This window comes from Paraburkholderia sp. A1BS-2L, assembly GCF_051125205.1.
Classification (GTDB): Bacteria; Pseudomonadota; Gammaproteobacteria; order Burkholderiales; family Burkholderiaceae; genus Paraburkholderia.
Window position 1 is genome coordinate 1,033,701 of record NZ_CP120429.1, and the last position, 25,387, is coordinate 1,059,087.

General features: G+C 63.6%; 20 protein-coding genes and 3 pseudogenes. 19 read left to right on the forward strand and 4 right to left on the reverse strand.

All coding sequences use genetic code 11. From position 1 onward, the window contains the following. Positions 1 to 210 precede the first annotated feature (210 nt). Positions 211 to 1,503, forward strand: coding sequence for an aspartate carbamoyltransferase (locus P5W98_RS19420; protein ID WP_421026444.1), 1,293 nt, complete (start codon positions 211 to 213; stop codon positions 1,501 to 1,503). Here P5W98_RS19420 and P5W98_RS19425 read toward each other — a convergent pair. Further along, the gene (locus tag P5W98_RS19425; protein WP_421026443.1) at positions 1,488 to 2,579 is read right to left on the reverse strand and encodes a zinc-binding dehydrogenase; all 1,092 of its coding nucleotides are present in this window, start codon (positions 2,577 to 2,579) and stop codon (positions 1,488 to 1,490) included. The two genes, P5W98_RS19420 and P5W98_RS19425, sit on opposite strands and share 16 nt — an antisense overlap. A 129-nt stretch (positions 2,580 to 2,708) precedes the next feature. On the opposite strand from P5W98_RS19425, the gene P5W98_RS19430 reads away from it, so the two are divergent. The 7 genes from P5W98_RS19430 to P5W98_RS19460 all read left to right on the forward strand — a co-directional run bounded on the left by P5W98_RS19430 (position 2,709) and on the right by P5W98_RS19460 (position 10,473). Then, positions 2,709 to 3,650, forward strand: coding sequence for a LysR family transcriptional regulator (locus P5W98_RS19430; RefSeq protein WP_421026442.1), 942 nt, complete (start codon positions 2,709 to 2,711; stop codon positions 3,648 to 3,650). A 343-nt stretch (positions 3,651 to 3,993) separates the two neighbouring features. Continuing rightward, positions 3,994 to 4,674 (forward strand): (2Fe-2S)-binding protein, encoded by a 681-nt coding sequence (locus P5W98_RS19435; RefSeq protein WP_421026441.1) that lies wholly within the window; start codon positions 3,994 to 3,996, stop codon positions 4,672 to 4,674. A 17-nt stretch (positions 4,675 to 4,691) separates the two neighbouring features. Next, a complete protein-coding gene (locus P5W98_RS19440; RefSeq protein WP_421026440.1) occupies positions 4,692 to 5,732 on the forward strand; it encodes an FAD binding domain-containing protein in 1,041 nt (346 codons plus the stop codon). Then, positions 5,720 to 7,951, forward strand: a complete 2,232-nt coding sequence (locus P5W98_RS19445; protein WP_421026439.1) for a xanthine dehydrogenase family protein molybdopterin-binding subunit — start codon at positions 5,720 to 5,722, stop codon at positions 7,949 to 7,951. Before P5W98_RS19440 ends, P5W98_RS19445 begins: the two co-directional genes overlap by 13 nt. A gap of 144 nt (positions 7,952 to 8,095) precedes the next feature. After that, positions 8,096 to 8,683, forward strand: a complete 588-nt coding sequence (locus tag P5W98_RS19450; protein WP_421026438.1) for a nucleotidyltransferase family protein — start codon at positions 8,096 to 8,098, stop codon at positions 8,681 to 8,683. Positions 8,684 to 8,822: 139 nt separating this feature from the next. Next, complete coding sequence (locus P5W98_RS19455) at positions 8,823 to 8,972, forward strand: hypothetical protein (protein WP_421026437.1); 150 nt, start codon at positions 8,823 to 8,825, stop codon at positions 8,970 to 8,972. A gap of 268 nt (positions 8,973 to 9,240) precedes the next feature. Next, positions 9,241 to 10,473: a PepSY-associated TM helix domain-containing protein gene (locus P5W98_RS19460; RefSeq protein WP_421026436.1), complete on the forward strand. Its 1,233-nt coding sequence runs from the start codon at positions 9,241 to 9,243 to the stop codon at positions 10,471 to 10,473. Positions 10,474 to 10,496: 23 nt separating this feature from the next. Here P5W98_RS19460 and P5W98_RS19465 read toward each other — a convergent pair whose 3' ends face one another. From P5W98_RS19465 to aepX, 3 genes are read right to left on the reverse strand one after another with little or no spacing between them, the layout of a single operon-like run. After that, positions 10,497 to 11,564 (reverse strand): 2-aminoethylphosphonate aminotransferase, encoded by a 1,068-nt coding sequence (locus P5W98_RS19465; protein WP_421027059.1) that lies wholly within the window; start codon positions 11,562 to 11,564, stop codon positions 10,497 to 10,499. 10 nt (positions 11,565 to 11,574) lie between these two features. Beyond that, positions 11,575 to 12,783 (reverse strand): phosphonopyruvate decarboxylase, encoded by a 1,209-nt coding sequence (aepY, locus tag P5W98_RS19470; protein ID WP_421026435.1) that lies wholly within the window; start codon positions 12,781 to 12,783, stop codon positions 11,575 to 11,577. After that, positions 12,780 to 14,528 (reverse strand): phosphoenolpyruvate mutase, encoded by a 1,749-nt coding sequence (gene aepX / locus P5W98_RS19475; protein ID WP_421026434.1) that lies wholly within the window; start codon positions 14,526 to 14,528, stop codon positions 12,780 to 12,782. The genes aepY and aepX overlap by 4 nt, the downstream gene beginning before the upstream one ends. 384 nt (positions 14,529 to 14,912) lie before the next feature. On the opposite strand from aepX, the gene P5W98_RS19480 reads away from it, so the two are divergent. The 11 genes and pseudogenes from P5W98_RS19480 to P5W98_RS19530 all read left to right on the forward strand — a co-directional run bounded on the left by P5W98_RS19480 (position 14,913) and on the right by P5W98_RS19530 (position 25,382). After that, positions 14,913 to 16,475: a methyl-accepting chemotaxis protein gene (locus P5W98_RS19480; RefSeq protein WP_421026433.1), complete on the forward strand. Its 1,563-nt coding sequence runs from the start codon at positions 14,913 to 14,915 to the stop codon at positions 16,473 to 16,475. 209 nt (positions 16,476 to 16,684) lie between these two features. Then, positions 16,685 to 19,197: pseudogene (locus P5W98_RS19485) on the forward strand (type VI secretion system Vgr family protein). A gap of 63 nt (positions 19,198 to 19,260) precedes the next feature. Beyond that, complete coding sequence (locus P5W98_RS19490; protein ID WP_421026432.1) at positions 19,261 to 21,459, forward strand: hypothetical protein; 2,199 nt, start codon at positions 19,261 to 19,263, stop codon at positions 21,457 to 21,459. Between the two features lie 67 nt (positions 21,460 to 21,526). Next, complete coding sequence (locus P5W98_RS19495; RefSeq protein WP_421026431.1) at positions 21,527 to 21,988, forward strand: hypothetical protein; 462 nt, start codon at positions 21,527 to 21,529, stop codon at positions 21,986 to 21,988. Positions 21,989 to 21,990: 2 nt separating this feature from the next. Then, on the forward strand, positions 21,991 to 22,350 hold the full coding sequence (locus P5W98_RS19500; protein ID WP_421026430.1) for a hypothetical protein: 360 nt from the start codon (positions 21,991 to 21,993) through the stop codon (positions 22,348 to 22,350). A gap of 110 nt (positions 22,351 to 22,460) precedes the next feature. After that, on the forward strand, positions 22,461 to 22,889 hold the full coding sequence (locus P5W98_RS19505; RefSeq protein WP_421026429.1) for a glycoside hydrolase family 19 protein: 429 nt from the start codon (positions 22,461 to 22,463) through the stop codon (positions 22,887 to 22,889). 3 nt (positions 22,890 to 22,892) lie between these two features. Next, positions 22,893 to 23,378, forward strand: coding sequence for a hypothetical protein (locus tag P5W98_RS19510; protein WP_421026428.1), 486 nt, complete (start codon positions 22,893 to 22,895; stop codon positions 23,376 to 23,378). A 71-nt stretch (positions 23,379 to 23,449) separates the two neighbouring features. Next, positions 23,450 to 23,773 (forward strand): annotated as a pseudogene (locus P5W98_RS19515) (lytic transglycosylase domain-containing protein); the annotation flags it as partial. Next, a complete protein-coding gene (locus P5W98_RS19520) occupies positions 23,759 to 24,430 on the forward strand; it encodes a pesticin C-terminus-like muramidase (protein WP_421042736.1) in 672 nt (223 codons plus the stop codon). The pseudogene P5W98_RS19515 and the gene P5W98_RS19520, both read left to right, overlap by 15 nt. 22 nt (positions 24,431 to 24,452) lie before the next feature. Next, positions 24,453 to 25,028, forward strand: coding sequence for a lysozyme inhibitor LprI family protein (locus tag P5W98_RS19525; protein WP_421026427.1), 576 nt, complete (start codon positions 24,453 to 24,455; stop codon positions 25,026 to 25,028). Between the two features lie 101 nt (positions 25,029 to 25,129). After that, positions 25,130 to 25,382 (forward strand): annotated as a pseudogene (locus tag P5W98_RS19530) (PAAR domain-containing protein). Positions 25,383 to 25,387 lie beyond the last annotated feature (5 nt).

The window sequence follows — 25,387 nt, forward strand, 5'->3', positions numbered from 1 at the left end:
TGCCGGGAAAAGAGCGCTCAGAACAGCCTGTCAGGCCGCGGATCTGCTGCACTGCGGCACGACCAGCGCCCTCGACAGCGCATTCGGGGAGGCGCTGCGCTACGTTGTCGCACTCGCCCCGGCCACTGCCGCACGAAAGCCCTTGACTTCTCACGCCGCCCCACTAATATACGCAACGCGTACATCAACCCGACATCACAGGTGCCAGTCATGAGCGTTCCGCAACAAGCCTTCCTCCGCGACGCCATGCGGCGTCTGAATATGACCCGCGATGCCTTCGCGAGCCGCATCGGCGTGTCGCGCCGGGCGCTGGACACGTGGCTGCTGCCGGAAGAGTCGCAGGAATCGCGCGCCATGCCCGAGATCGTCGAGCGCTTCGTCTCGGAAATCGTGGGCAGCGGCGAGCCGCGCGAAATCTATACGCAAAGCGTAGAGTCGCGTTCGCTGGCGAGCCAGATGGAGTTCGAAGGCAAGCCGCAACTGCTGTCGGTCGACCAGTTCTCGCGCGACTCAGTGGAAGCCCTCTTCCGCGTGGCCGACATCATGCAGCCCATCGCACGCCGCCGGAAAATCTCGCGCGTGCTCGAAGGCGCGGTGCTCGGCAACCTGTTCTTCGAAGCCAGCACGCGCACCCGCGTGAGTTTCGGCGCCGCGTTCTGCCGGCTGGGCGGCTCGGTTTGCGACACCACGGGCTTCACGTTTTCGTCGATGGCCAAGGGCGAGTCGATCTACGACACGAGCCGCGTGATGGCCGGCTACGTGGATGCGATGGTGATTCGGCATCCTGATCAAGGCTCGGTGGCCGAATTCGCGCGCGCAGTGAACATTCCCGTGATCAACGGCGGCGACGGCCCCGGCGAGCACCCGAGCCAGGCGCTGCTCGACCTCTACACGATCCAGCGCGAGTTCTCGCGTCTCGGCAAGATCGTCGATGGCGCGCATATCGCGCTCGTGGGCGACCTCAAGTACGGCCGCACGGTGCACTCGCTCGTGAAGCTGCTCGCGCTCTATCGCGGCATCAAGTTCACGCTGATCTCGCCGCCGCAGCTCGAAATGCCCGCGTACATCGTCGACAAGATCTCGACCAACGGCCACGTCGTCGAGCAGACGCACGACCTGCGCGCGGGCCTGCGCGGCGCGGACGTGGTCTACGCCACGCGCATCCAGAAGGAGCGCTTCGCCGACGAGTCGTTCGAAGGCTACACGCCCGAGTTCCAGATCAACCAGGCGCTGATGGACGAGTGCTGCAGCCCCGAGACGCTCGTGATGCATCCGCTGCCGCGCGACAGCCGCCCCGGCGCGAACGACCTCTCGACCGACCTGAATCATGACCCGCGCCTTGCGATCTTCCGCCAGACCGACAACGGCATTCCGGTGCGCATGGCGATTTTCGCGGTGCTGCTGGGTGTGGAGAATCTCGTGCAGCACTCGATGCGCGATGCCGTATGGCGTGCGCCTGCCTACCTCGGCCCGGACGACGCCGTGTTTCACGGCATCGACTGAGGCACGCCGGGCATGCAAACCGTCACGCACGTCAGCCCCTGTGCCGCTTGCGCCGCGTCGATCGCGGCCTCCAGCGCATCGAGCGCATAGCGCTCGATTTCAATCGCGTCGAGCGGCAGCTGGCCCGAGCGCACGAGCGCGATCAGCGCCCGGTAATCCGCGCCGCTGTACATGAAGTGCCCCATCAACTCCCAGTTGTTGATCAGCATTTCCCGATAGACGATGGGCAGATCCACCTCCATGCTGCCCATCAGCACCATGCGGCCATTGCGGCGCAGGCTGCGCAGCGCGGCGAGCGTCGAGCCCGGGTCGCTCGCGTGGCCGACCATGTCGAAGGCGAGATCGGCGCCGCCACCCGCCGCGTCGCGGATAGCCACGCTATCGCGCGCGCTGTCGCCGCTGAGCGCCACAGTCGCGACGCGACCATTGCCCAGCTCCGCAAGCGGCGCCAGCGCTGCGGCCCGCCGCGCCACCGCCACGACCCGGCTCGCGCCCAGCGCGAGCGCATCGAGCACCGCCGCAGCGCCGAACGCGCCGGCCGCACCGTTCACCACCACGGTTTCGCCGGCAGCCAGCCGGCCGCGCCGCAGCCCGCCGAACGGCACCACGAGCTTGCCGAGCGCGGCAAGCCGCACCGACGGCAGGTCATTCAGACCGTCGAGCGGAAACACCGTGGAGGCGGGAAACTCGACCACCTCGCGCAGGGTGCCATGCGCAAAATCGGCCAGCATGGGCGCGCTGTCGGGGCTGATCGTGGTGAGCCCGAGCAGCGCCTGGGCGGGCTCGCGCAGAGCCTCGTCGGCGACCCAGTAGGGGCTCAGCGCAACGCGCTGCCCGGCGCGGTAGCCGTACACGCCCTCGCCAACGGCGAGCACGCGGCCAATGCCGTTGGTGCCCGGCGAAAACGGCCCGCCGGGATACCCGAAAGGCAGCTTGCCTTCGACATACTGGCGTGTGTAGCTGAGGAGCGGCACGGCCTCCATGCCGACCACCAGCGCGCCCCGGCGCGGATGGGGTTGTGGCACGTCGCGCAGCGCGAGCGGCTGGCCGGGTCGATCGAGCATCCATGCTTTCATGGCTTCGTTCTCCTTGGTCGGTTTGCCCTGGTTCGGCGAGAGGGGACTTGCACGGTTCGTCTGACGGATTGAACTGTAGGTGACGCGCACGTATTCTTGAAATCGATCCCATGCATATGACCCATCACCGTGATCGATCTCTCCGGAATCGACCTGAATCTGCTGGTCACGCTCGATGCCCTGCTCGCGGAATCGAACGTGACGCGCGCGGCCATGCGCCTGAACCTCACGCAACCGGCGGTTTCGGCCCAACTGGCGCGGCTGCGCCAGCTCTTTGACGATCCGCTGCTGATTCCCGCCGCCAACGGCCGCGGCATGACGCGTACGGTGCGTGCGCTCGAGCTGATGGAGCCCCTGCACGCCGCCTTGCAAACGCTCGAGACCGTGGTGCGCCGCCAGCCCGCGTTCGATCCGCTTACCAGTTCGCGGCGCTTCGTGATCGCCACGAGCGACCAGTGCGTGGCCGTGCTCGGCCTGCCGCTGATGATCGAATGGGCGCACCTCGCCGGGACGGCCGTTCAGCTCGCGTTCGTCGCCATTGAGTCCGGCTCGCTCGCGCAGCGCTTCGAGCGCGGCGAAATCGACCTGCTGCTCGGCTCCGCGCAGCAGGTGCCGCCCACGCTCAAGACAAGAAAGCTCTACGACGAGCGCTTCGTCGTCGCGCAACGCAAAGGACACCCGCGCGGCACGGCCGCTTTCGATCTCGACAGCTATTGCGCGCTCGGTCACGTACTGGTCTCGACCAGTGGCGGCAGCTTCTCCGGCTTCATGGACGAGCATCTGGAAGCTCTCGGGAGGCGCCGGCGCGTGGCGCTCTCGGTGCAGCACTTCACGCTCGTGCCAGAAGTGCTCGCGCGCACCGACTACGTAGCCACGCTGCCCTACCGGCTCGTTGCACGCAGCCTGGACCGCGTGGATCTGTTCGAGCTGCCATTCGAGGCGCGCGGCTTTTCCATGCATGCGGCCTGGCATCCGCGCAGCCACGCGGACCCCGCGCTGACATGGCTGCGCGAGACGGTGAGCACGCTGGCGCTCGCGCAAGCTGACGCGCAGCGCAGTGCAATCGATTAGCGATCCTGCTTATCCAAAAACGGTTTCGATTGTGGCAGCAGCGCAATTCTGTCCGCCACGCCAGCTTCGCGACAGCTTCATGCCAGCCCTGCGACAGCGTTGCGCCAGCAAGCACTTCGCACCTCGAAAAACGTGCGCCAACGCTTTACTTTCGCGTTCCACGAGCGCAACGTGCGGTTCTCATAAGGGGCGCAAGGAGAGCACGCCCGACTGAACGCGGCATCGAATTTGCTGCATTCGGACAGCCGCGCCGCGAAACTCCGCGCATGGCAAATCCGGCCATGCGCTTGTGCTTCATTGCGCGCCTTACGTTCCGTCTTCGTTATGGAGTCTGTCGAACGCCATGTCCAACGCCCCTCCTCCCGCCGACGTCACCCGCCGCCGCTTCCTGCAATCGGCCGCCGCTGCCGCCGCGCTGGGCAGTGTGCCTCATCTGCATGCGCAAGACGCGCCGTCGCAGCACACGCCGTCCCCCGCCGATACCGCCACGCCACCGCCCTCGCCCGCCACCGCGCAACCGGTCAAGCTCGACATCAACGGTCGCGAATATGTGCTTCATATCGAGCCGCGCGTGACGCTGCTCGACGCGCTGCGCGATTACGCCGGCCTGAGCGGCACGAAGAAAGGCTGCGACCGCGGCCAGTGCGGCGCTTGCACGGTGCTCGTGGAAGGCCGCCGCATCAACAGTTGCCTCACGCTCGCCGCGATGCACGAGGGCCAGCGCATCACCACCGTCGAGGGCCTCGCGGGCGCGGATGCACCCAGCGCCGTGCAACGCGCCTTCATCGAACGCGACGCGCTGCAATGCGGCTACTGCACGCCCGGCCAAGTGTGCTCGGCCACCGCCTGCCTCACGGAATTCGCAGCCGGCGCGGCCAGCGCCGTGACCGCCGATGTGCGCACGCCTCCCACGCAACTGAGCGACGCCGAGATTCGCGAGCGCATGAGCGGCAACCTTTGCCGCTGCGGCGCCTACGCCAACATCGTGGCCGCGGTGCGCGACGCGCACGCGGCCTGCACCTGAAAGAAAGGAGCATCGCAATGGACGCGTTCTCCTTGCAGCGCGCCGACGACATCGACGCCGCCATTGCCGCCGCGCAGCAGCCGGGCGCAGCCTTTATCGGCGGCGGCACGAATCTGCTCGACCTCATGAAAGGCGGCCTCGCGCATCCGCTCAAGCTCATCGACATCACGCGCCTTGCCGCACTCGGGCACATCGAGACCTTGCCCGATGGCGGCCTGCGCATCGGCGCGCTCGTGCGCAATAGCGACGCGGCGAACCACGCGCTCGTGCGCACGCGCTACCCGCTGCTCACGCAGGCCTTGCTCGCGGGCGCGTCGCCGCAACTGCGCAATATGGCCACCGTGGGCGGCAATCTCATGCAGCGCACGCGTTGCGCGTACTTCTACGACACCGCGTTCGCGCAGTGCAACAAGCGCGCGCCCGGCAGCGGCTGCGCCGCGCGCGAGGGCTTCAATCGCATGCACGCGATTCTCGGCGCGAGCGCGCAATGCGTGGCCGTGAATCCGTCCGACATGAGCGTGGCGCTCGCGGCGCTCGAGGCCACCGTGCAAGTAAGCGGACCGCGCGGCGCACGCGCGATTCCGATCGCGCAGTTTCACCGGCTGCCCGCCGAGCGCCCCGATCAGGACACGACGCTCGCGCCCGGCGAGCTGATCACGTCGGTGGACCTGCCGCCCTCCGCGTTCAGCGATCACACGCACTACCTGAAGCTGCGCGACCGCGCGAGCTACGCGTTCGCGCTCGTCTCCGTCGCGGTGGCCTTGCAGCTCGATGGCCAGCGCGTGCGCGCCGCGCGCATCGCGCTAGGCGGCGTCGCGCACAAGCCGTGGCGCGCCAGCCGCGCCGAGCAGCATCTCGCCGGGCACACGCTCGACTCGGCCACGTTGCGCAGCGCCGCCGCCGCGGAACTCGCGCAAGCACAGCCGCTCTCCGGCAACACGTTCAAGGTCGAGCTCGCGCAGCGCGCCATGGTGCGCGCCGCCATGCTGGCCGCGGGCAGTCCAGCGACTGGCGCAAGCAGCGCGAGCGTCACGGGAGAACACGCATGGACAAGCTGATCGGACAGCCGGTCGAGCGCATCGACGGCATGCTCAAAGTCACAGGCGGCGCGAACTATGCGGCGGATTTTCCCGAGGCGCGTCTCGCGCATGCGGTGCTCGTGACAAGCACCGTGGCGAGCGGCACGATCGCATCGATCGACACGGGCCGTGCACAGGCCATGCCGGGCGTGCTGCTCGTGATGACCTCGCAGAACGCGATGCGCCTGCCGAACGCGGGGCGCCCGCCCGTTTCGCCGCCCGCGGTGCGGCGCCTCACGCTGCTCCAGGACAACGTCGTGCGCTACAGCAACGAGCCCGTCGCGGTCGTGGTCGCGGATACGCTCGAGCACGCCGCCGACGCCGCGCAGCACGTGAGCGTGACCTACGCTGCCTCGCCGGCGACGCTCGACTTCGCGCGCGCCAAAGCGCAGGCGCACACGCCGCCCGCCATACCCGGACGCCCGATGGATTCGCAGCGCGGCAACGTGGAAGCGGGCCTGCACCAAGGCGCGCTGCGCGTCGACGCGGTCTACACCACGCCCACGCAGTTCCACAACCCGATGGAGCCGCACGCGACCATGGCGCGCTGGGACGGTCCCGAACTCACGCTCTACGACGCCACCCAGGGCGTGACGAACGATCGCGCCGCCGTGGCCGCCGTATTCGGCATCCCGGCGGAGCATATCCGCGTGATCTCGCCGTTCATCGGCGGCGGCTTCGGTTGTAAGGGATCCTCATGGTCTCACGTGAGCCTGTGCGCGATGGCCGCGAAGCAAACCGGCCGTCCCGTGCGCCTCGCCCTCACCAGGCCGCAGATGTTCGGGCTGGTGGGCTCGCGGCCGCACACGGAGCAACATCTCTCGATTGCCGCGCGCGCGGACGGCACGCTCACCGGCGTGCGCCACGACACGCTCTCGCACACCTCGGCGTTCGAGGACTGGACCGAGATGTCGGGTCTCGTCACGCGCATGATGTATGCATGCCCGAACCTGAGCACGAGCCACCGCGTCGTGCCGCTGAACGTCGGCACGCCCACCTTCATGCGCGCGCCCGGCGAGACCACCGGCTCGTTCGCGCTCGAATCCGCGATGGACGAACTGGCGTGGCGCCTGAAGATGGACCCCATCGCGCTGCGCCTGAAAAACTACGCGGAAGCGGAGCCGCAAGAAGGCCGGCCATGGTCGTCGAAGGCGCTGCGCGAATGCTATACGGCGGGCGCGCAGCGCTTCGGCTGGTCGCGCCGCGTGAACGCGCCGCGCGCGATGCGCGAGGGCAACACGCTGATCGGCCTGGGCATGGCGGGCGCGACCTATCCGGCCAACCGCAGCGAAGCGGCGGCCATCGCGCGCATCCTGCCCGATGGCACCGCGATGGTCGCCTCCGGCACGCAGGACATCGGCACCGGCACGTATACCGTGATGACCCAGGTGGCCGCCGATGCGCTCGGCTTTCCTCCAGAGCGTATCCGCTTCGCGCTCGGCGATTCGACGCTGCCTCGCGCGCCGGTCTCGGGCGGCTCGCAATCGGCGGCGAGCGTCTCGCCCGCCGTGCAGGCGGCGGCACGCGCCGCGCGCGACAAACTGATCGCGCTCGCGATTGCCGACCCCGCTTCTCCAGTCCATGGCGTGGCTCCCGGGGACGTCGCGGTCGCCGACGGCTGGGTTCTGGCGACCCGCGACCCGGCGCGCCGCGACCCGGCCGCCGCCATCATCGCGCGCGCGGGCGGCGAGCCGATCGAGGCGCAAGCCGCGGAGAAGCCGGGCGCGGAGCGGCAGCAATACGCGTTCCACTCGTTCGGCGCGGTCTTCGCCGAGGTGCACGTGGACGCCGAGCTCGGCACGCTGCGCGTGGCGCGCATCGTCGGCGCTTACGACGTGGGGCAGGTGCTCAACGAAAAAACGGCGCGCAGCCAGCTGATGGGCGGCATGGTCTGGGGCGTGGGCACGGCGCTGCACGAAGACGCCATGCTGGACGCGCGCACGGGCCGCTTCGCCAACGGCAACCTCGCCGACTATCACGTGCCCGTGAACGCCGATATCGGCGATCTGGATGTGCTGTTCGTGGGCGCGCCGGACTTGCGCTTCAATCCGCTCGGCGTGCGCGGCATCGGCGAAATCGGCATCACCGGGGTGCCCGCCGCGATCGCCAACGCGGTCTATCACGCAACGGGCGTGCGCGTGCGGGATCTGCCGATCACGCTCGACAAGATGATGCTGCCGCGTCACGCATTCGCGTAACCCGCGCGTGACGATTTAATGACAGGCACGCGCGGCACCACGGAATGAACGGAACACGCGGCGCGCCGCGCGTCTTCCCTGGGCTTGCCTCACGCGCGGTTGCACCGCACAATCAACGCCTCCCCCTCTCGCGCGGCTCCCCCCATGGCCTATGCATCGCTCGCCACTGGCGTTTTGCTCGCCGCCGGCACCGGATCGCGCTTCGATCCAGACGGTTTGCGCAACAAGCTTCTCGCGCCGCTGCGCAGCGGCGTCAGCGTGGCTCATGAGGCCGCGCACCGGCTCTTGACGGTCACGCCAAGGGTGATCGCCGTGGTGCGTCCCGGCGCGGAAGCGCTCGCGCACGTCTTGAACGACGCCGGCTGCGACGTGGTGTTCGCCGCCGCCGCCGCGAGAGGCATGGGCGCGAGCCTCGCCGCGGCGATCAAGGCCGACACCGAAGGAGAAAGCTGGATCGTGGCGCTCGCGGACATGCCGCGCATCGCGCCCGCGACCATCGAGGCCGTCGCGCGCGAGCTCGATGCGGGCAAGCCGCTGGTCGCGCCGTTCTATCACGGGCAGCGCGGTCATCCGGTCGGATTCGGGCTCGCGCATCGCGCGGCCTTGCTTGCGCTCGACGGCGACACCGGCGCGCGCGCGCTGCTGAACTCGCCCGCGCTCACGCGCATCGACGTGAACGACCCCGGCATCCTGCGCGACGTCGATACCCCCGCCGATCTGGATGGGCTCTAGGCGCTTGCCGTCTCCGGCGCGTTTCCAGCGCCTCGCGCGCGCATGCGAAATCCCGCACGAGGCGCGCCGATCGCCTAGGCTATAAGGACCATCCACACATCGCGCCCGATTGGCCACGCCTGCTCACGAGGTACCCGCGATGATCTGCTCGCACACCAACCCGCTGCCCGACCCGCTCGCCGATCCCACGCGTGACCCCGAGCGCGATCCGCTCACGCCACCACCGCCCGGACATCACGGCGAGGAGCCGCAACGTCCGGACGCTCCGCCGAGCAAGGATCCGGTGTAGCGAAGCGCCACCAAGCGCCACCAAGCGCCGGCCGCGCGGCACTCGCCGCCAGCCGAATTTCCCGCCTGCCTCCGCGTCTTCCTGCTTTCGCGAAGCTTGCGTTCGCGCGCATCTCTTTATAGAATGCGAACGATTCGCATTTGCAACCAACATTGCACTCAGCCGGATTCATCCCAACCGTCGTGACCGCTTTCCAGACTGCGCCCGCCCGCGCGGACCGCCGCACTCGCTGCGATCACCGCGCTCGCACTCTTCCCGGCGCGCCCGCATGAGAGCCCTGCTGGTCCGCCTGCACCGCTGGCTCGGCCTCGGCACGGCGGCGTTCCTGTTTCTCGCCGGCCTCACGGGCGCCGTGATCGGCTGGGACCACGAGCTCGATGCGGCGCTCAATCGGTCCTTCTATCACGCCGATACGCCCGGCGCGCCGCTGCCCGCGCTCACGCTCGCCCAGCGCGTGGAAGCCGCCGATCCGCGCGCGCAGATCAGCTACATGCCGCTCTCGGTCGAGCCCGGCCACACGTTCGTCGTGCGCGTGGAACCGCGCATCGACCCGAAGACCGGCGCGCCCTTCGCGCTCGGCTACAACCAGGTCGCGCTGGACCCGGTCACCGGCGCCGAGCAAGGCCGCCGCATGTGGGGTGCGCCCTCGCTTGCGCGCCTGAATCTGATCCCGTTCCTCTATCAGCTGCACTACACGCTGTTCCTGCCGACCAGGATGGGCATCGACTTCGGCGTCTGGACGATGGGCGTCGTCGGCATGGCCTGGCTGCTGGACGGCTTCGTCGCCATCGTGCTCGCCTTTCCGAACCTCAAGAGTTGGCGCAAATCGCTCGCCTTTCGCGTGAAGCGCGGCGGCTACGCGCTCACCTTCGACCTGCACCGCTCGGGAGGCGTCTGGCTCTGGGGCCTGCTAATAATGGTTGCACTCACATCGATCTCGATGAATCTGGGCACGCAGGTCGTGCGCCCCGTGGTGTCGATGTTCTCGACGCTCGCGCCGGACCCGTTCCGCACCGTCGCGCCCGGTCCCGAGCTCACGCCCGAAGAAACCACTTCGGCGCGCGCGCGCATCGCCGCCATGGCGCCCGCGCTGGGCCGCCGCGAAGGCATTGCCGCGCCGCCGGGCGGCCTGTTCGCGATGCCCGCGCTCGGCGCGTATGGCGTGGGCTACTTTGCGGCGGGCAACGATCACGGCGACGCCGGCCTCGGCAACCCCTGGCTCGTCATGAACGCTCGCACCGGCGAGGTGATCGCCCGGCAAATACCCGGACGCGGCAGCGCCGGCGACCTCTTCATCCAGGCGCAGTTTCCGCTGCACTCGGGCCGCATCGCCGGATTACCGGGGCGCATCGCCATGAGCTGCATGGGCGTGGCCGTCGCGATGCTCAGCGTGACGGGCGTGCTGATCTGGCTGAAGAAGGCGCGGGCGCGCCGCAAGAGTGCAAGCAAGCCCGCGAAGGAAACCACGGCGCTGCGCGCGGGAGAACGCGTGACGGGGTAAGGCGCCCGTCCGAATCGCGACGGCTACTTCGCGACTGCGTCGAACGCCGCCAGCAGACGCTCGACGTCGGCGGCATGAATATCGCCCATCGTCGAGATGCGGAACAGTTCCTTCGACAAACCGCCCTGCCCCGCATAAATCACGAAGCCGCGCGCCTTGAGCGCGTCGTGCAGCGTCGGATAGTCGATGCCAACCGGCAGACGGAACGCTCGCAACACCACCGAGGACTCGTCCTTCGGCAACACGCTCGCCATCCCGCGCGCCGCAAAACCCGCGCGCACCTGCTCCGAAAGCGCTGCATAACGCGCGTGACGCGCTTGCCAGCCGCCTTCATCGGCGAGTTCGCGCAGCGCTTCGACGAGCGCGTAATACGCATGCACCGAAGGCGTGAACGGCGTATTGCGCTGATCCTGGAGCGTGGCGAGGCGCTTGAGGTCGAGATAGTACGTGCGGCTCGATGCATTCGCGAGCGCCGCGCGGCGCACCACGACGAAGGCCGCGCCCGGCACGCCGTGCAGGCACTTGTTCGCGGTCGCGGCCACAGCGGCAATACTCGTGTCGGCGAAATCGATGGCTTCGGCGCCGAAGCTGCTCACGCCATCCACGAGCATCTGCACGCCGCGCGCGCGGCACGCCTCGCCCAGCGCACGCAGATCGTTCAGCCGGCCCGTGGTGGTCTCGTGATGGATGATCGCGACATGCGTGATCGCACGGTCAGCGTCGAGCGCCGCGCAAACCCGCGCGAGATCGGGCGCCTGCATCCACTCGTGCTTCATCACTTCGTGTGCGATGTGGTACTGCGTGGCGATCTGCGTGACGCGCTCGCCGTACACGCCGTTCTCGACGATCAGCAGCTTGCCGTTGGCGGGCACGAGCGATGCAATCATGCTCTCGACCGCGGCCGTGCCGGAGCCGGTCATGAGCACCGCCTGCCACTGCGCGAGGTCCAGATCGTAGACGCCCAGGAGGCGCGTGCGCGCGTCTTCCTGAACGTCGAAGAATTCGCTTTCGCGATGGCAGAGGTCTTCCTGCAGCAGACTACGGCGCACGCGCTCGGTAAGCGTGACGGGACCGGGATTGAGCAACAGCATCGGCAATTCCTTATCGTTCAACGGTATGTTCCGCTGCATGAGCGGGCGCGCCGATGTGGCGCATGAGACGCGCCTTCACCTCGGGCGGCGTGATGGTCGGACGCGGCAGCCCATCGGGCGTGCCGCGGCGGATAGTCAGACGTACGAAGCGTGTGCCGTTCAGTCCCGAGTCGCCCGCCGCATCGTTCGCGCCAGCGAGCACGGCGTCAAGCGCCGCGAGGTCGTCGCTTTCCACCGCCTCGGCGTAACCGCATGCCGCCGCCACACCCGCGAACGACACTTGCGGCGAAACCGTCGCCTGGCCGCCGGTCGAATCGTGCACGCCGTTGTCGAGCAGCACATGCGTGAGGTTCGACGGGCCGTAAGCGCCCAGCGTCGCGAAAGCGCCCATGCGCATGAGCGCCGCGCCGTCGCCATCGAGCGCCACCACGTTCAGGTCCGGACGCGCAAGCGCGAGCCCGAGCGCGAACGGCGTGACGCAGCCCATCGAGCCCACCATATAGAGCTGGTTGGCGCGGTCGTCTAGCGCGTAGAGCTCGCGTCCGCAGAAACCCGTCGACGCCAGCACCACCGACGATTGCGTGGGCGTAGCCGCAATCACGCGTTCGAGCACCTGCTGGCGCGTGGGCAATTGATCAGGAGTCCGCTCCGTCCATTTCGACTGGGCGACGGGCAGCGCATGCTTCTCGGGCATCGCGCCGCCACCCTCGAGTTCGAACGGCGCAACGCTGCCCTTTTGCATCACGAGCGCATAGGGGCGGCCCGTTTCGTCCATATGCCTGAGCGCGCGATCGAGCGCCGGGCCGATGGCTTCCGCTTGCGTCGGGAACAGCTCCCACGGAATCTCCATCGTGTCGAGCATCTGCGGCGTGACGGGGCCCATCAGCGCATGCTGCGGCTCGTCGGCCACGCCAGGCTGGCCGCGCCATGTCACGATCAGCAGTTGCGGCAGGCGAAAGGTCCACGTGAGCGAAGTCAGCGGGCTCACGGCGTTGCCTAGCCCGGAGTTCTGCATCATCGAGATGCCGCGCTCGCCGGCGAGCGCCACGCCCGCAATCAGCGCGACGGCATCGCCCTCGTTTGCCGCCGACACGTAATGAAGCGACTCGTCCTGCAGCACGTAATTGATGAACGGCGTGAGGAACGAGCACGGCACGCCCGCGTACCATTCGAAGCCGCGCGAGCGCGCCGCTTCCACAAACTGCGCCGCTTCGATCATGCCTGGCCCTCCGCCTTCGACTGAGCCCGCGTCTGCGTCTGCATAGCAGCGCCCGGCATGACGCCACCCTGCGTAAGTACGCCCTGCGCGAAATCCCCCGCGCGGCGGAAATCTTCGAGATCGTTCACGCCGCGCCAGTGACCGCGCACGTATTGCACCTCGACCTGCTCGCCATCCGCGATCAGCGCATTGAGGAGCGCGGGCATGTCGAGCGTGTCGAAGTCGGCGCGCGTTTGCAGTTGCGCGAGCTTGTTCGCGAGCTTCTCGCGGCCCGCGCCGCGCACGCTCATGAGGCCGATCCAGCGTCCGTGCGGCGCCTCGCCCTCCTCACCCTTCGCGGCCGGCCCGCTCGCGATGCGGGCAAGCAGCACCTTGTTGCCGAAGAGGCCACGATCGTCGCCCGACGAGCACCACGCGAAGTCGCGCGTGCTGCTGCTTTCCGACTCCGGCGACGAATCGATCACCACGCTGAAGTCCGCTTCGCTTTCCACCAGATCGCGCAGGATGTAGCTGCGGAACAGCAGGTCGCCATACGAGATCACCGTGTCGTTCTTGAGCGAGTCGATGGCGCACGCGAGCGAGGCGAGCTCGTTGGTCTGCCCATAGCGCTCGTTGCGCACGAGCTTCACGCCCGCCATGTCGATGGCGTCGGCGCGATAGCCGCCCACCACCGTGATGTCGTTGACCGACTGCTTCTTGAACGCGTCGACGAGCCAGCGCAACAGCGGCTTACCCGCCACGGGCAGCATGACCTTCGGTTTGTCCTCCGTGAAAGCATCGAGGCCCGAGCCACGGCTCCCCGCCAGCACGATCGCCGCGCCCGCCGTGCGCGACGCGCTCAGGTAGCGGTTTTCCGCTTCCGAATACTCATCGGCGTCCTGAAGACGGAAGATTTCGTTGACGGGCGCGATGCGGTCTTCCACATCGATGAGCGTCTGCGTCTCGTGAATCGTCTTCGCGACGGACTGCATTGCCGAAGCCGAAGCGCGCACCAGATGGTTTGCCCAGATCACGACGCTGATGCCGGCCTTGCGAAACACATCGGTGGGCGTGCTGTAGTACTTGGTGGGCACGATCACGAGCGGACCCCGCCCCGCCCACTCGCGCGCGAACGTGAGAATCTCGTCGGGCTTCGAGAGCTTGCTGTGGATGAGAATCGCATCCGCGCCCGCGAGGCGATAGGCCTCGGCGCGCTTGAGCGCCTCGTCCATGCCCCAGCCCGCGATCAGCGCTTCCACGCGCGCAACGATCGAGAAATGTTCGTCGTGCTGCGAATCCTTGCCGGCCTTGATCTTGCCGCAGAACTCGTCCATGTCGGCAAGCGGCTGCGCTTCGCCCTTGATGAAGCTGTTGGTCTTCGGAAACTGCTTGTCCTCGATGCACACGCCCGCAATTCCGCGTTGCTCGAGCTTGCGCACGAGACGGCGCACGTTGTTGAAATTGCCGTAACCGGTGTCGCCGTCGAGCAGGATCGGCAGATCGCTCGCATCGGCCATGAATTCGAGGTTGTCGACCACCTGGGTCCAGCTCGCTTCATTGTTGTCGCGCACGCCGAACTGCGCGGAGATCGACAAGCCCGAGCCCCAGATCGCCTTGAAACCCGCCTCGCGCGCAATCCGCGCGGACAAGCCGTTGTGCGCTTCCATCAGGAATTCGAGTTCGTTGCTCACCAGCATCTGGCGCAGCCGCGCGCTGCGCGATGCGGGAACCGCAGCGGAAAACATGGCGGGTTCGCGTGCGTTCATCGTGTCGCTCCATGGGACGACGCCGCGTCGGCAGCCGTGGCTGCGCCGCGCGCGTCGCATCGTTGGGAAATCGGTTTTGGGACCGCGAAACATGCGTCGCGCCGCCGATGGACCTTGGCGGCGGCATGGGGCCAAAGCCGCGACTATAACGGAAATGATTCGTATCCGCTTTCAACCACAGCAGAAAGTGGCAAATCATGTAATTCCAGTGAAATTTGTGGTTTTAAAGGGCGCTTTCCGCGCATTTTTGCGCCAACGGCCGCCGCACACAGGGTTCATCCTGACTCGTGCGCTCGCGTGCGCGCGCCGTTATCACAGGCTGGCGAGGCCCTCCCTTTGCAGCAATCGCCGCCCCAACGCAGCCCTGGACCGACCAATCAGAAGATGACCCTCAACCAGAAACTCCGCTCGATGATCGCGATCCTCTGGATCGGCTTGCTCCTCATCGTTGCCTTCGGCGCGTGGCAAAGCCGCGACGGCATGATCCGCGAACGGCGCGCACAGCTCGTCACGCTCGTGCAGGAAGCCACCAGCATCGCCAAGCACTACTACACGCTGTCGCAGCAGCACGCCCTCACTGAAGCCGATGCGCAAAAGCAGGCGCTGGCCGCGCTCGCTGCCGTCCGCTACGGGACGGACGGCTATCTGAGCATCAACAACTCCCAGTCGGTGATGCTGATGCATCCCATCAAGCCCGAGCTCAACGGCAAGAAGCTCACCGACTTCAGCGACCCCTCGGGCAAGCACCTTTTCGTCGAGCTTTCACAGACCGCGAGTCAACCTGGCGGCGGCTTCGTCGACTATCTGTGGTCCAAGCCCGGCCAGACCGAGCCCGTGCCGAAGCTGAGCTACGCCTACCGCTTCGCGCCGTGGGACTGGGTGATCGTCACCGGCATGTACATGGACGACGTGCGCACCGCGTTCTACACGAACCTCGTGCGCTGGCTGCTCGCGACCTTCGTGCTCGGCGCGGCCGCCACGGTCGTGATGGTGTTGGTGGTGCGCAGCGTTCGCAGCAGCATCGGCGGCGAACTCGAAATCGCCGTCGAGACGGCCAACCGCATCGCTCATGGCGATCTCACCTCGCACATTCAGGTTCAAGGCGCCAACGCGAAAAGCCTGATGCGTGCGCTCGCAACCATGCAGGGCGCGCTCGTGCAAACCGTTTCGCGCGTGCGCAGCGGCGCGGAAAACATCAACGTGGGCGCCAACGAAATTGCCGCCGGCAACACCGATCTCTCGCAGCGCACCGAGGAGCAGGCCGCGGCGCTCGTGCAAACCGCATCGAGCATGGACCAGATGACCACCAACGTGCGCCAGAACGCGGACAGCGCGCAGCACGCCGCCACGCTCGCGAGCCAGGCGGCCGAAGTCGCCACGCGCGGCAACGCCGTCGTCGGCGACGTGGTGCGCACGATGGGCGACATCACCACGAGCTCGCAGCAGATTGGCGACATCATCGGCGTGATCGACGGGATTGCTTTTCAAACCAACATCCTGGCGTTGAATGCGGCGGTGGAAGCCGCGCGCGCGGGCGAACAGGGACGCGGCTTCGCGGTGGTCGCGGCGGAGGTGCGCAGCCTCGCGCAGCGTTCGGCGGCGGCAGCCAAGGAGATCAAGGCGCTGATCGAAAAATCGACGGGCACGGTGGCCGAAGGGCAGCACCTCGTGACCAGCGCGGGCTCGACGATGAACGAGATCGTGCAGTCGGTACGGCGCGTGCACGAAATCCTCGAGGAGATCAGCCACGCGTCGCGCGAGCAGAGCGCGGGCATCGAGCAGGTGAACCGCGCCGTGGGTGAAATGGATCAGGTGACGCAGCAGAATGCGGCGCTGGTCGAGCAAGCCGCGGCGGCGGCGCATTCGCTCAAGGATCAGGTGACGGGGCTGCGCGAGTCGATTGCGAGTTTCAGGTTGCCGGCGGAGGGACTGCACGAGCGCGCCTGAGGATCCAACCAGCGCCGGCAGCATGGCCTTCGATGGGCTTTGCAAGACCGGATCAAAGCTTCTGCAGTACGTATTGACTGCGCCACGTCAATTCCGGGAACAGGCTTCCCGGTTAACTTCTCGTCTTCCCCTGAAATAGAACCCGCCATTCCAGCCGTCGCGGGCTTGCGACGGCCAAATGCGCGTACCACGGACAGACGAGGTAACCCATGACTGCCCAGGCGCTGGACAAGGTGTTGCGCACCGGATACGCGCAACGTGGCCGTCTCGCCAGACTCGACACGCCACTCGGCGAAGACTGGCTCGTACCCCTGTACGTCAAGATCAATGCCCGGCTCGGACGCAATTTCGAGGTGATCGTCGACGCGGCTTCGGCCCACAACACCAGGATCGAACTCAGTGCGCTAATGCTTCGGCCCGTCACGCTCTGGATCCGGCAGACCAACGGCAGCTATCTGCCAATCCACGGCTATGTCCAGCGTGCCCGCAGAATTGGCAGCGATGGCGGCATCACGTACTTCCAGCTGCAATTTTCCTCGTGGCTGAGTTTCCTCAAGCTCGCCAGCGACCGGCGCGACTGGCAGGAAGTCTCTGGCCAGCAAGTGCTGTCTGACGTGTTCCATAAGCACCCCCAGGCGCGCGGAAATTACTCATTCGACCTGCGCACGCCCATGCGCTCGTATTCGAACCGCGTGCAGTGGGAAACCGACTGGAATTTCGTTCACCGCGGCATGGAAGAAGCCGGAGTGTTTGCACGCTTCGACTTCGCGAAGGACGGCAAGTCGCACAAAGTGACCCTCTCGGACGACCTGTACTTCGCCCCGCCCTTGCCGCAACAGACGATGAAATTCAGTCGCGCCGGCACCGATGAGGAGTTCGACGGATTGACTCAACTGAGCGAGCAGCAGGAAGCGCAATGCGCCACGCTCACGACAGCCACGGCCGACTACAAGCGGCCGGACCTGAGCAAGCAGGTCAGCGCATCCGCACTGGACACGGACGAGCTGCCGGGACAAGGAGAAGACTATCTCTACACAGGGTCGCAAAGCTGGGGGGAACGCGACCTGGGCGAGCAGCAGGCGCACATCCGCATCGAAGAATGGGCGTCGCGCGCGAAACGCTATTTCGGCGTCGGCAGTCCGCGCTATGCGTTGCCCGGTTACTGGTTCACGCTGACTGGCCATCCGGACTTCGACAAACTGCCCGAACACGATCGGGAACTGGCGATCATCGCCAGCGACTGGCTGATCCAGAACAACGTACCAGGCATGGACACGCTCGCGCGCTTTCCGAAGAGCCTGCGCGCCGAAGTCGAACAGGCGAAGAATGCAAAGGGCGGCGCGAGCGTGCGTCACCCGGACGGCAGCGCAGGCTTCATTCAGGTCGAAATCGACGCGCAGCGCCGCCGCGCGCCGTTCCGCAGCCCATTCGAACACAGCAAGCCGGAAATGCACCTCCAGACCGGTATCGTCGCCACCGCGGAGAACGAAGAAATATCCACCGACGACGGCAACCGCGTAAAAGTGTGGATGACTTACAGCCGCAAGGATCGCAACAACCGAGCATCGGCGTGGATTCGCGCCGCGATGCCGGACGCGGGCGCAAAGCGTGGCGGCTACTTTCCATTGCGCAACGGAGATCAGGTGCTCGTCGGCTTCGTGAACGGGGATTGCGACATGCCCGTGATCATATCTCGCGACTGCACGGCGGCGAGACCATGCCGGTGTGGAATACACATGGCCTGCTCTCCGGTTTCCGCTCCCGCGAATACGGCGGAGATGGCTACAACCAGATGGTGATGGACGACGCCAGCGGCCAGAATCGCGTCCACCTATACACGACCAGCTACAGCTCCCACCTCCACCTGGGCTACCTCATCGAGCAGACCGACAACACGCGCGGGGCGTTTCTCGGTCGTGGCTTCGACCTGAAGTCGAGCGCCTGTGGCGCCGTGCGCGCGGAACAGGGACTGTATGTCTCGACGCAGCCCGCCAGCGCGCAGCCCATGAACGTGACGGCGGCAACCGAGCAGCTTGCGAGCGCGGAAGCGGTGTTCGACACCGTCTCGAAGGCGAGCGAAACCAATCATGCCGAAAACCTGCAAGACGGCCACGATGCGCTCAAGGCATTCACCGATGCGACTCAGCACATGGTTGCTGGCACAACTTCAACCGGCGGACGCACGGCGGGCGGAGGCACGGGCAATGCAAACGGCTTCGCGAAGCCGGTGATGCTGCTTTCGAGCCCGGAAGGTATTGCGGTGTCCACTCAGCAATCGGTGCACATGGCCGCGCGTCGGCACGCGAACGTCGTTGCGGGAAATAACGTCAACGTCGCCGCAGGGAGATCGCTGCTGGCAAGCGTCATGGACAAGATCAGCCTGTTCGCACAGAACCTGGGCATCAAGATGATCGCGGCGAAGGGGCCGATCAGTATTCAAGCGCAAAGCGGCCCGGTGGATATGGCGGGCCTGGAAGACGTGACGATCGAGAGTTCGAACGGGCGGGTGGTCATCACCGCCGCAAAGGAAGTCTGGCTGGGCGCAGGTGGTTCGTACATTCGCATCAGAGCGGGATTGATCGAGAACGTAACAACCGGAGAGATTCTTGAGAAGTGCGGAACCTGGAACAAACCAGACGGCGCGAGCGCCACGATTCGCAATCCGCTGCAGTCGACGTCGGTTTCGGTGGATGGCGCGCATGGCTCGCTGTACTCGGGATAAGACACAAGACATTCCCCTTGCTGCCGGTACGCACACCCGAAACAACCACTGATCCGGGAATCCATGAACACGCCCGCCCTTCCTGCCCGACCAGCTGCATCGCCAGCATCCGCCTATACCCCGCTGAACTGGGCCTTTCCATTCACGCCGTCCGGCAATGGTGGCGCCACCGACCCGTTGACGTACATGAAGGCGCTGGCGAAGGCCGAGGACGGTTTCTATCCGCTTGGCGTCAGCGGAATATGGCACGGCGGCGTGCACTTCGACCGCAACACCGCCGCGATGCTCAAGCAGGATGAAGGCGTGCGCGCCATCGCCGACGGCGAGATCGTGGCCTACCGGCTAGACAGTAAGTATTCCGAACAGATCTGGCGCGACAATCGCAAGGCACTCTACTCGACGGGCTTTGTGCTGATCCGTCACAGGCTGCCGCTGCCGCCGGCGTCTGGTGCCACGGGCAAGCCCGCGTCGGACGAAACGCTGACGTTCTTCAGCCTGTACATGCACCTGATGGACTGGAACAGCTATCAGGCCGCGAAGAAACAACCTGATCCGGCCACACCGCACCTGGAGCCGATGCCGTTCTGGGAAGGCGAGCGCTACTACCGCGTGGGCGACAGGTCGAACGACATGCAAACGCTGCCGAAGCCAAAGCCGCCGCAGCCCGTGCCGGTGGACATCGCGAACCGGGACCTGCTTGGCGAATTCATCGATGCGGATTTCGTCGTTCCACCCCAGCCGCCCGTAGTCCAGCCGGTTGACAACACGCCGCCCCCCGCGCCCGTGAAGGGCATCCACATTCGCGACCTGGCGAATGGCAGAATCATCGGCATCCTGCCCCGTGGCGCTGAACTCCTGCTGTCCGAATCGGACCCGAGACATCCCGGCTGGCGAAGGATCAAGGCGCTCAGAAGCGGCGAGCCGGTCGCCCCGATTGCCGGCCAGCGGGTATCGGAGCATGCACGGTGGAGCTGGGTGTATGCGAAGGAACTCGATGCGGTTCTCGATCCGAAACCACTCGATACGGTGGTGGTGCTGAAACAGCCGTATCCCGTGAAGGCCGGCGACGTGGTGGGCCAGATGGGCCACTACGTGCGTTACACGGAAGCGAAGCTGCTGCCCCCGAAGCCGACCCGGCCGCTGCTGCATCTCGAGGTATTCGCGGGCCCGGAATTGCCGGCGTTCATCGAAAAGAGCCGCGCACGCGCAAAAGCGTTGCCGGCGGTGAAGACGTTTCTGGAGATTTCGCCCGGTGCGCGACTCGTCATGGAGATCCCCGGGCCGGACCGGACGCTGCCCCAGAGCGCAGGTGGCCTGAAGCTCGTGCCGGTGGGCAAGGCGGCGGGTTCGCGCTGGGTCAGGGTCCAGCCGAAGACGGTGACGATGCCCGCACGTGGAGGACACCGTGGCCAGCGCCCAACCCCGACGCTGACGAACGCCGGTTCCCCGGTGTGGGTGGAAGCCCAACTCGCGAACACAACGGCAACCGGTGTCGTAAAGGGATGGTCGGATTTCCCGCTGAATATCTCCAATGCGAAAGGCCCGGGCGCGGACTTCCGCGACGTATTCCGGCGCACCGATCTGGACCGGCTGGGCGCAGGTAATGTCGCCGTCGACGACAAGGGGCTGCACTGGTGGAACATCACGATCGGGACGAAGGATGGCTCAACCCTGCAAGGCTGGGTGTGCGAGGCACATCATCCGCTCGCGCGCCTGTGTGGCCAGTGGGACTGGCCGGGGTTCGAACTCGTCGACAACATCAGCTTCAGACCGGTCGACCTGTTCAAACGGCACCTCCATGTCACGGACCAGTATCTGGCCGACGAGGACAAGACGGCGTTCGAGCCGAGCGCGCTGAAGGTGAATGCTGGCGATCTGATCGTCAAATTGGAGAAAGCGATCGATGCGAACCACGACGGCAAGGTGACGGCATACGAGTTGCAGCAGGCGCGGGAAACCCCGTGGATGGCCGAAGCGATCACGCATCTGGTGGTGCGCTCGGAAACCGAATGGGGCGGCGGGATGGGCAAATGGGAAGAGATGTCGCCGCTGATGAAGAATCTGCTGTGGCTGTGGCAGTCCGAGATAGAGCGGATCGGGAAACTGCAGTGGTGGGAGCAGGTGACCTCCATCGAGGGATTTCCGAAGGAGCCAGCGCCGTGGCATTTTCATCCGGTGGGGGTGGTGGGGAATTTCAGTTTTGCTACAGACAACCTCGACGAATTCATCAAAAAAAATAGGCGATGCTATTTCGGGTGGTGAGGGAACATACGAATCATATAACACGGGAACCAAGAACGTTCCAGGCGGGCGTGTTGGCCATTCATATATGAGCCCCCCATCGGGAACAGTTACGTCAAAAGCAATTGATGAAATCCTGGCAACAGATCCACTATCTGGCACCAATCCAAACCGAATGTTCGCAACCGGAAAATATCAAACAACCTTATACACACTTAGAATTGGAAAGTTAGCTCTGGGACTAACGGGCAATGAAAAATACGATGCCGAGATGCAGGAGCGCTTTTTCAGAGACTATCTCTTCAAAAAGGCTGGGGGTGGTGCATTGTCCGCCTTTGTAGAGAATGGGCGGGGAACCATAGACGACGCCCAGTATGCGGCTGCTCAGGAATGGGCTTCCATCTCAGCCCCGCAAGGTCGCCCAATTCAAGATGGCAGAATATCGAACGGCCACATGTCATACTATCAAGGCGTGGCCAACACGAACAATGACGCATCCACAGGAAAGTTGAGAGAAATTCTCAATGAAATTGACAAAATCAGGAGATAAACATGAAGTCCGGCTTGATTTTTAAATGCTACCTTCTCGCTCTCTCGCTTGTTATTTCTTCTTGTGTACTTGCAGAGTCCGACGCCAACACATTGAATATTCCGTTAATAAAAATGGAGACGCCGTATAGCAAGGTTCGTGAGATCATGCTAAAGAATGGATGGAACCCATACCATAGCGTCAATGCTTTACCGTGTACTCCAGAAGACCAGCGATGCATAGCGCGCCCTGAGATGCAAGCATGCTCCGACGTGGGACTTGGCCAGTGTTCGTGGCTGTGGAAAAAGAAAGGGAAAATTGTTCTGATAAAAACGCAGGATGATGATTTATTTTACGGCGCTACGCGATACTATGGCCAATGAAGTAAATATTTTATACCTGCATAGTTGCCTAATCATTGCAACCCAGCCATATAGAAATTGGCAGTCCCATCTAGAGGCCCGGCGCGCTTCATTGTTATTTTTGCGCTCGATTGCGAGACAAGCTTTGGAGTGAAGAGCATAACTACGCGCATAACCCCGAACACCTTGCAAACTATGCGCATGCAAATCGGATGGGGAATGGGAGTGAGGGCAGTGGTGATGGTTATAAATATCGCGGACGTGGTCTTATACAAGTTACGGGTAAGGCCGGTTATCAGTCGTTTCAAGACGAATATAATCGAAGATCCCCTGAAGATCAACAGGATTTCATTAACAACCCAAACCTGTTAGCGACTCAATCTGAGTATGCTGTTGAATCCGCCTTTGTGTTTTTGTCGAAAGTTAATCTAAATTCAGTTTCGGATACTGGGACTGTTTCTGATGTAATACAAATCGTAAATGGTGGGCAAACTGGCTACGCAGATCGGCTTGCCCGATACAATGCAGTTGCCCCTTTGTTGGGTTTGGCAGCGGAGTGATTAATGAGCATTGTTAGAATAAGTGTCACGCTGGCACCTGGACTCGGTGTGATGACGGGCGCTCACGCAGAAGGATTGTGCGAGGCAGGTGAAACGGTAATTTTTAACTGCGAATTGCTAAAATCTATTTCATCACTGTGCCAAGCCAATGGCAATGGTATTTTGGCATATCGAAACGGAATCAACGGGGAAATAAATTTAAAAAAATCAGATAAGGGTGGGAGCAATGGACGGGTTTTTTATTTCTCCAATACATTCTATTCCGGCGGCGGCGAGGCTCACATTCGATTTTCAAGATCAAATTATACGTATTATCTTTACGATAAAACCATAAAAACCGATGGCGGCCCGGCATTCTCTGCTGGAGTTGCAATTTACAAAGGTAGCAGAAGGGTCGCCAATCTCGTTTGCAGCAACGACGCCTCTATACGCGAAAGCGCATACCATACAATCACAAAGGAAGCCTATCACCGAATAAGTACGCAGTAGAAATATACTGCATGAGCTTATGGCGAGGAAAACATATCAGAATCACACATAATGCCGTTTTTGACTTATATCTGATCGTCAAGCTGGAGAAGGCGATCGATGCGAACCACGACGGCAAGGTGACGGCGTACGAGTTGCAGCAGGCGCGGGAAACCCCGTGGATGGCCGAGGCGATCACGCATCTGGTGGTGCGCTCGGAAACCGAATGGGGCGGCGGGATGGGCAAGTGGGAAGAGATGTCGCCGCTGATGAAGAATCTGCTGTGGCTGTGGCAGTCCGAGATAGAGCGGATCGGGAAACTGCAGTGGTGGGAGCAGGTGACTTCCGTCGAGGGATTTCCGAAGGAGCCAGCGCCGTGGCATTTTCATCCGGTGGGGGTGGTGGGGAATTTTGTCGCAACCTGTACGGAGGAATGGCAGACAGACGTTTTGGATTTCCAAACTACTGAGGGAATCTTCTACTCATCGAAGGAAGCTTTTGCCCTTATCTTGAGGGCCGAGGGATATGGCGAAACCCCTTACGTCCCAGGAAATAGCAGCGATCAGTCCAGCGGCGTGACGATTGGATACGGTTATGATTTAGGGCAACAAATCGCTGCGCAAGCCTCCGCCGATCTAAATGGATTGGTATCACCAGAGCAAATTTCAAGATTGCTTGTTGCAATTGGAAAGCACGGAGATCGTGCACGGATACTTATTTCGTCCTTATCCGATATAAAAATATCCAACCCAAACGCCCTAGAATTGGCAAAACGAATGAAGCGACGTTATGCGCAATACACAGTGGACGCATTTCCCGGCGTCACGCGACTACACCCACATTGTCAAGGAGCATTGCTTAGCTTGATTGTGAATCGGGGACCCAGCTTACAGGACCAACCACACCAAAAGACACGAGCTCAAATGAGAGAAATCCGAATGGCAATCGACGAGAATAATTTATCTGGAGTTCCCTTTCAGTTACGTGCCATGAAGGTACTCTGGGACCCGCAAGCCAGAGATGTCTTATCAAAAGGCGGGAAGAGGAAGCCCTGCTATTCGAGAAAGGCATGAATTGTGATTGCTGGAGATAAAAATGACAAAGATTCTTACTTTATTGGCAATTATTTCTGTATCCCACACTGTCTTCTCCAAGGAAATTTGCAATGGCAATACCAATTCAGAAATTGAAAATTGTGCGCATGAAAATTTCCAATCAGCCGACAACAATCTAAACGGGCGCTACAAGGATCTGTTAAGCAAGTTGACTGGAACGGATAAGCAGAATTTCGTCGCAGCTCAACGATCATGGGTTGCCTATAAAGAGAACTATTGCCAAGCCGCATATGATGCCACTAGCCCCGGAGAAGAGGCTGGCGTTGATAAATGGACATGCCTGACTTCAGTAACGGAGGCTAGAACGAAGGAAATTCTCTACATCGGTTCATCGGTCGGAATGGGTGACTATAGAAGATCGCTAGCAATTATGGCCGATCTTTACGAGCATGGAGACACTAGCAAGGTAATTTCAAGGTTAGTAAACCAATATTCTGAAAGATCAGATCAGAATTGGAAGAAATATGTCGATTTGAATTGCAAAATGACTGCTTCCAAGTTAAGCGAGGAGCACAACGCCTGTGTGGCGCGACTCAATTTTTATAGAAATTGGTAGTCCCATCTCGCGGCCGGAAGCGCTTCGCTATTATTTTTGCATGCGCTTGCGCTCGTTGAGCCGAATGCAAGCGCGTCTGAACCACGTTAACGTGCCATCTAATGACCAACCTAATCCGCATCAACGACAAAACCACCCACGGCGGCAAAGTAGAAACCGGCTCGCCAACCATGCGCTTCGAAGGACGCCACGTCGCGCGCAAAGGCGACCGCGTCTCCTGCCCCCAACATCCAGACGTATCACCAAACGTTAATCGAAGAAGGCGACCCGTCAATGACTGACGGTGGCATTCCGATCGCCCGCCACGGCCACCGGGCAACCTGCGGCTGCCACCTGATATCAAGCCTGATCTGACCGCC

Bases quoted from the DNA above. Each gene is read 5' to 3' on its own strand.
- P5W98_RS19420 (WP_421026444.1), top strand. From the start codon at position 211: ATGAGCGTTCCGCAACAAGCCTTCCTCCGCGACGCCATGCGGCGTCTG.
- P5W98_RS19425 (WP_421026443.1), bottom strand. From the start codon at position 2,579: ATGAAAGCATGGATGCTCGATCGACCCGGCCAGCCGCTCGCGCTGCGC.
- P5W98_RS19435 (WP_421026441.1), top strand. From the start codon at position 3,994: ATGTCCAACGCCCCTCCTCCCGCCGACGTCACCCGCCGCCGCTTCCTG.
- P5W98_RS19440 (WP_421026440.1), top strand. From the start codon at position 4,692: ATGGACGCGTTCTCCTTGCAGCGCGCCGACGACATCGACGCCGCCATT.
- P5W98_RS19445 (WP_421026439.1), top strand. From the start codon at position 5,720: ATGGACAAGCTGATCGGACAGCCGGTCGAGCGCATCGACGGCATGCTC.
- P5W98_RS19450 (WP_421026438.1), top strand. From the start codon at position 8,096: ATGGCCTATGCATCGCTCGCCACTGGCGTTTTGCTCGCCGCCGGCACC.
- P5W98_RS19455 (WP_421026437.1), top strand. From the start codon at position 8,823: ATGATCTGCTCGCACACCAACCCGCTGCCCGACCCGCTCGCCGATCCC.
- P5W98_RS19460 (WP_421026436.1), top strand. From the start codon at position 9,241: ATGAGAGCCCTGCTGGTCCGCCTGCACCGCTGGCTCGGCCTCGGCACG.
- P5W98_RS19465 (WP_421027059.1), bottom strand. From the start codon at position 11,564: ATGCTGTTGCTCAATCCCGGTCCCGTCACGCTTACCGAGCGCGTGCGC.
- aepY (WP_421026435.1), bottom strand. From the start codon at position 12,783: ATGATCGAAGCGGCGCAGTTTGTGGAAGCGGCGCGCTCGCGCGGCTTC.
- aepX (WP_421026434.1), bottom strand. From the start codon at position 14,528: ATGAACGCACGCGAACCCGCCATGTTTTCCGCTGCGGTTCCCGCATCG.
- P5W98_RS19480 (WP_421026433.1), top strand. From the start codon at position 14,913: ATGACCCTCAACCAGAAACTCCGCTCGATGATCGCGATCCTCTGGATC.
- P5W98_RS19490 (WP_421026432.1), top strand. From the start codon at position 19,261: ATGAACACGCCCGCCCTTCCTGCCCGACCAGCTGCATCGCCAGCATCC.
- P5W98_RS19495 (WP_421026431.1), top strand. From the start codon at position 21,527: ATGAGCCCCCCATCGGGAACAGTTACGTCAAAAGCAATTGATGAAATC.
- P5W98_RS19500 (WP_421026430.1), top strand. From the start codon at position 21,991: ATGAAGTCCGGCTTGATTTTTAAATGCTACCTTCTCGCTCTCTCGCTT.
- P5W98_RS19510 (WP_421026428.1), top strand. From the start codon at position 22,893: ATGAGCATTGTTAGAATAAGTGTCACGCTGGCACCTGGACTCGGTGTG.
- P5W98_RS19525 (WP_421026427.1), top strand. From the start codon at position 24,453: ATGACAAAGATTCTTACTTTATTGGCAATTATTTCTGTATCCCACACT.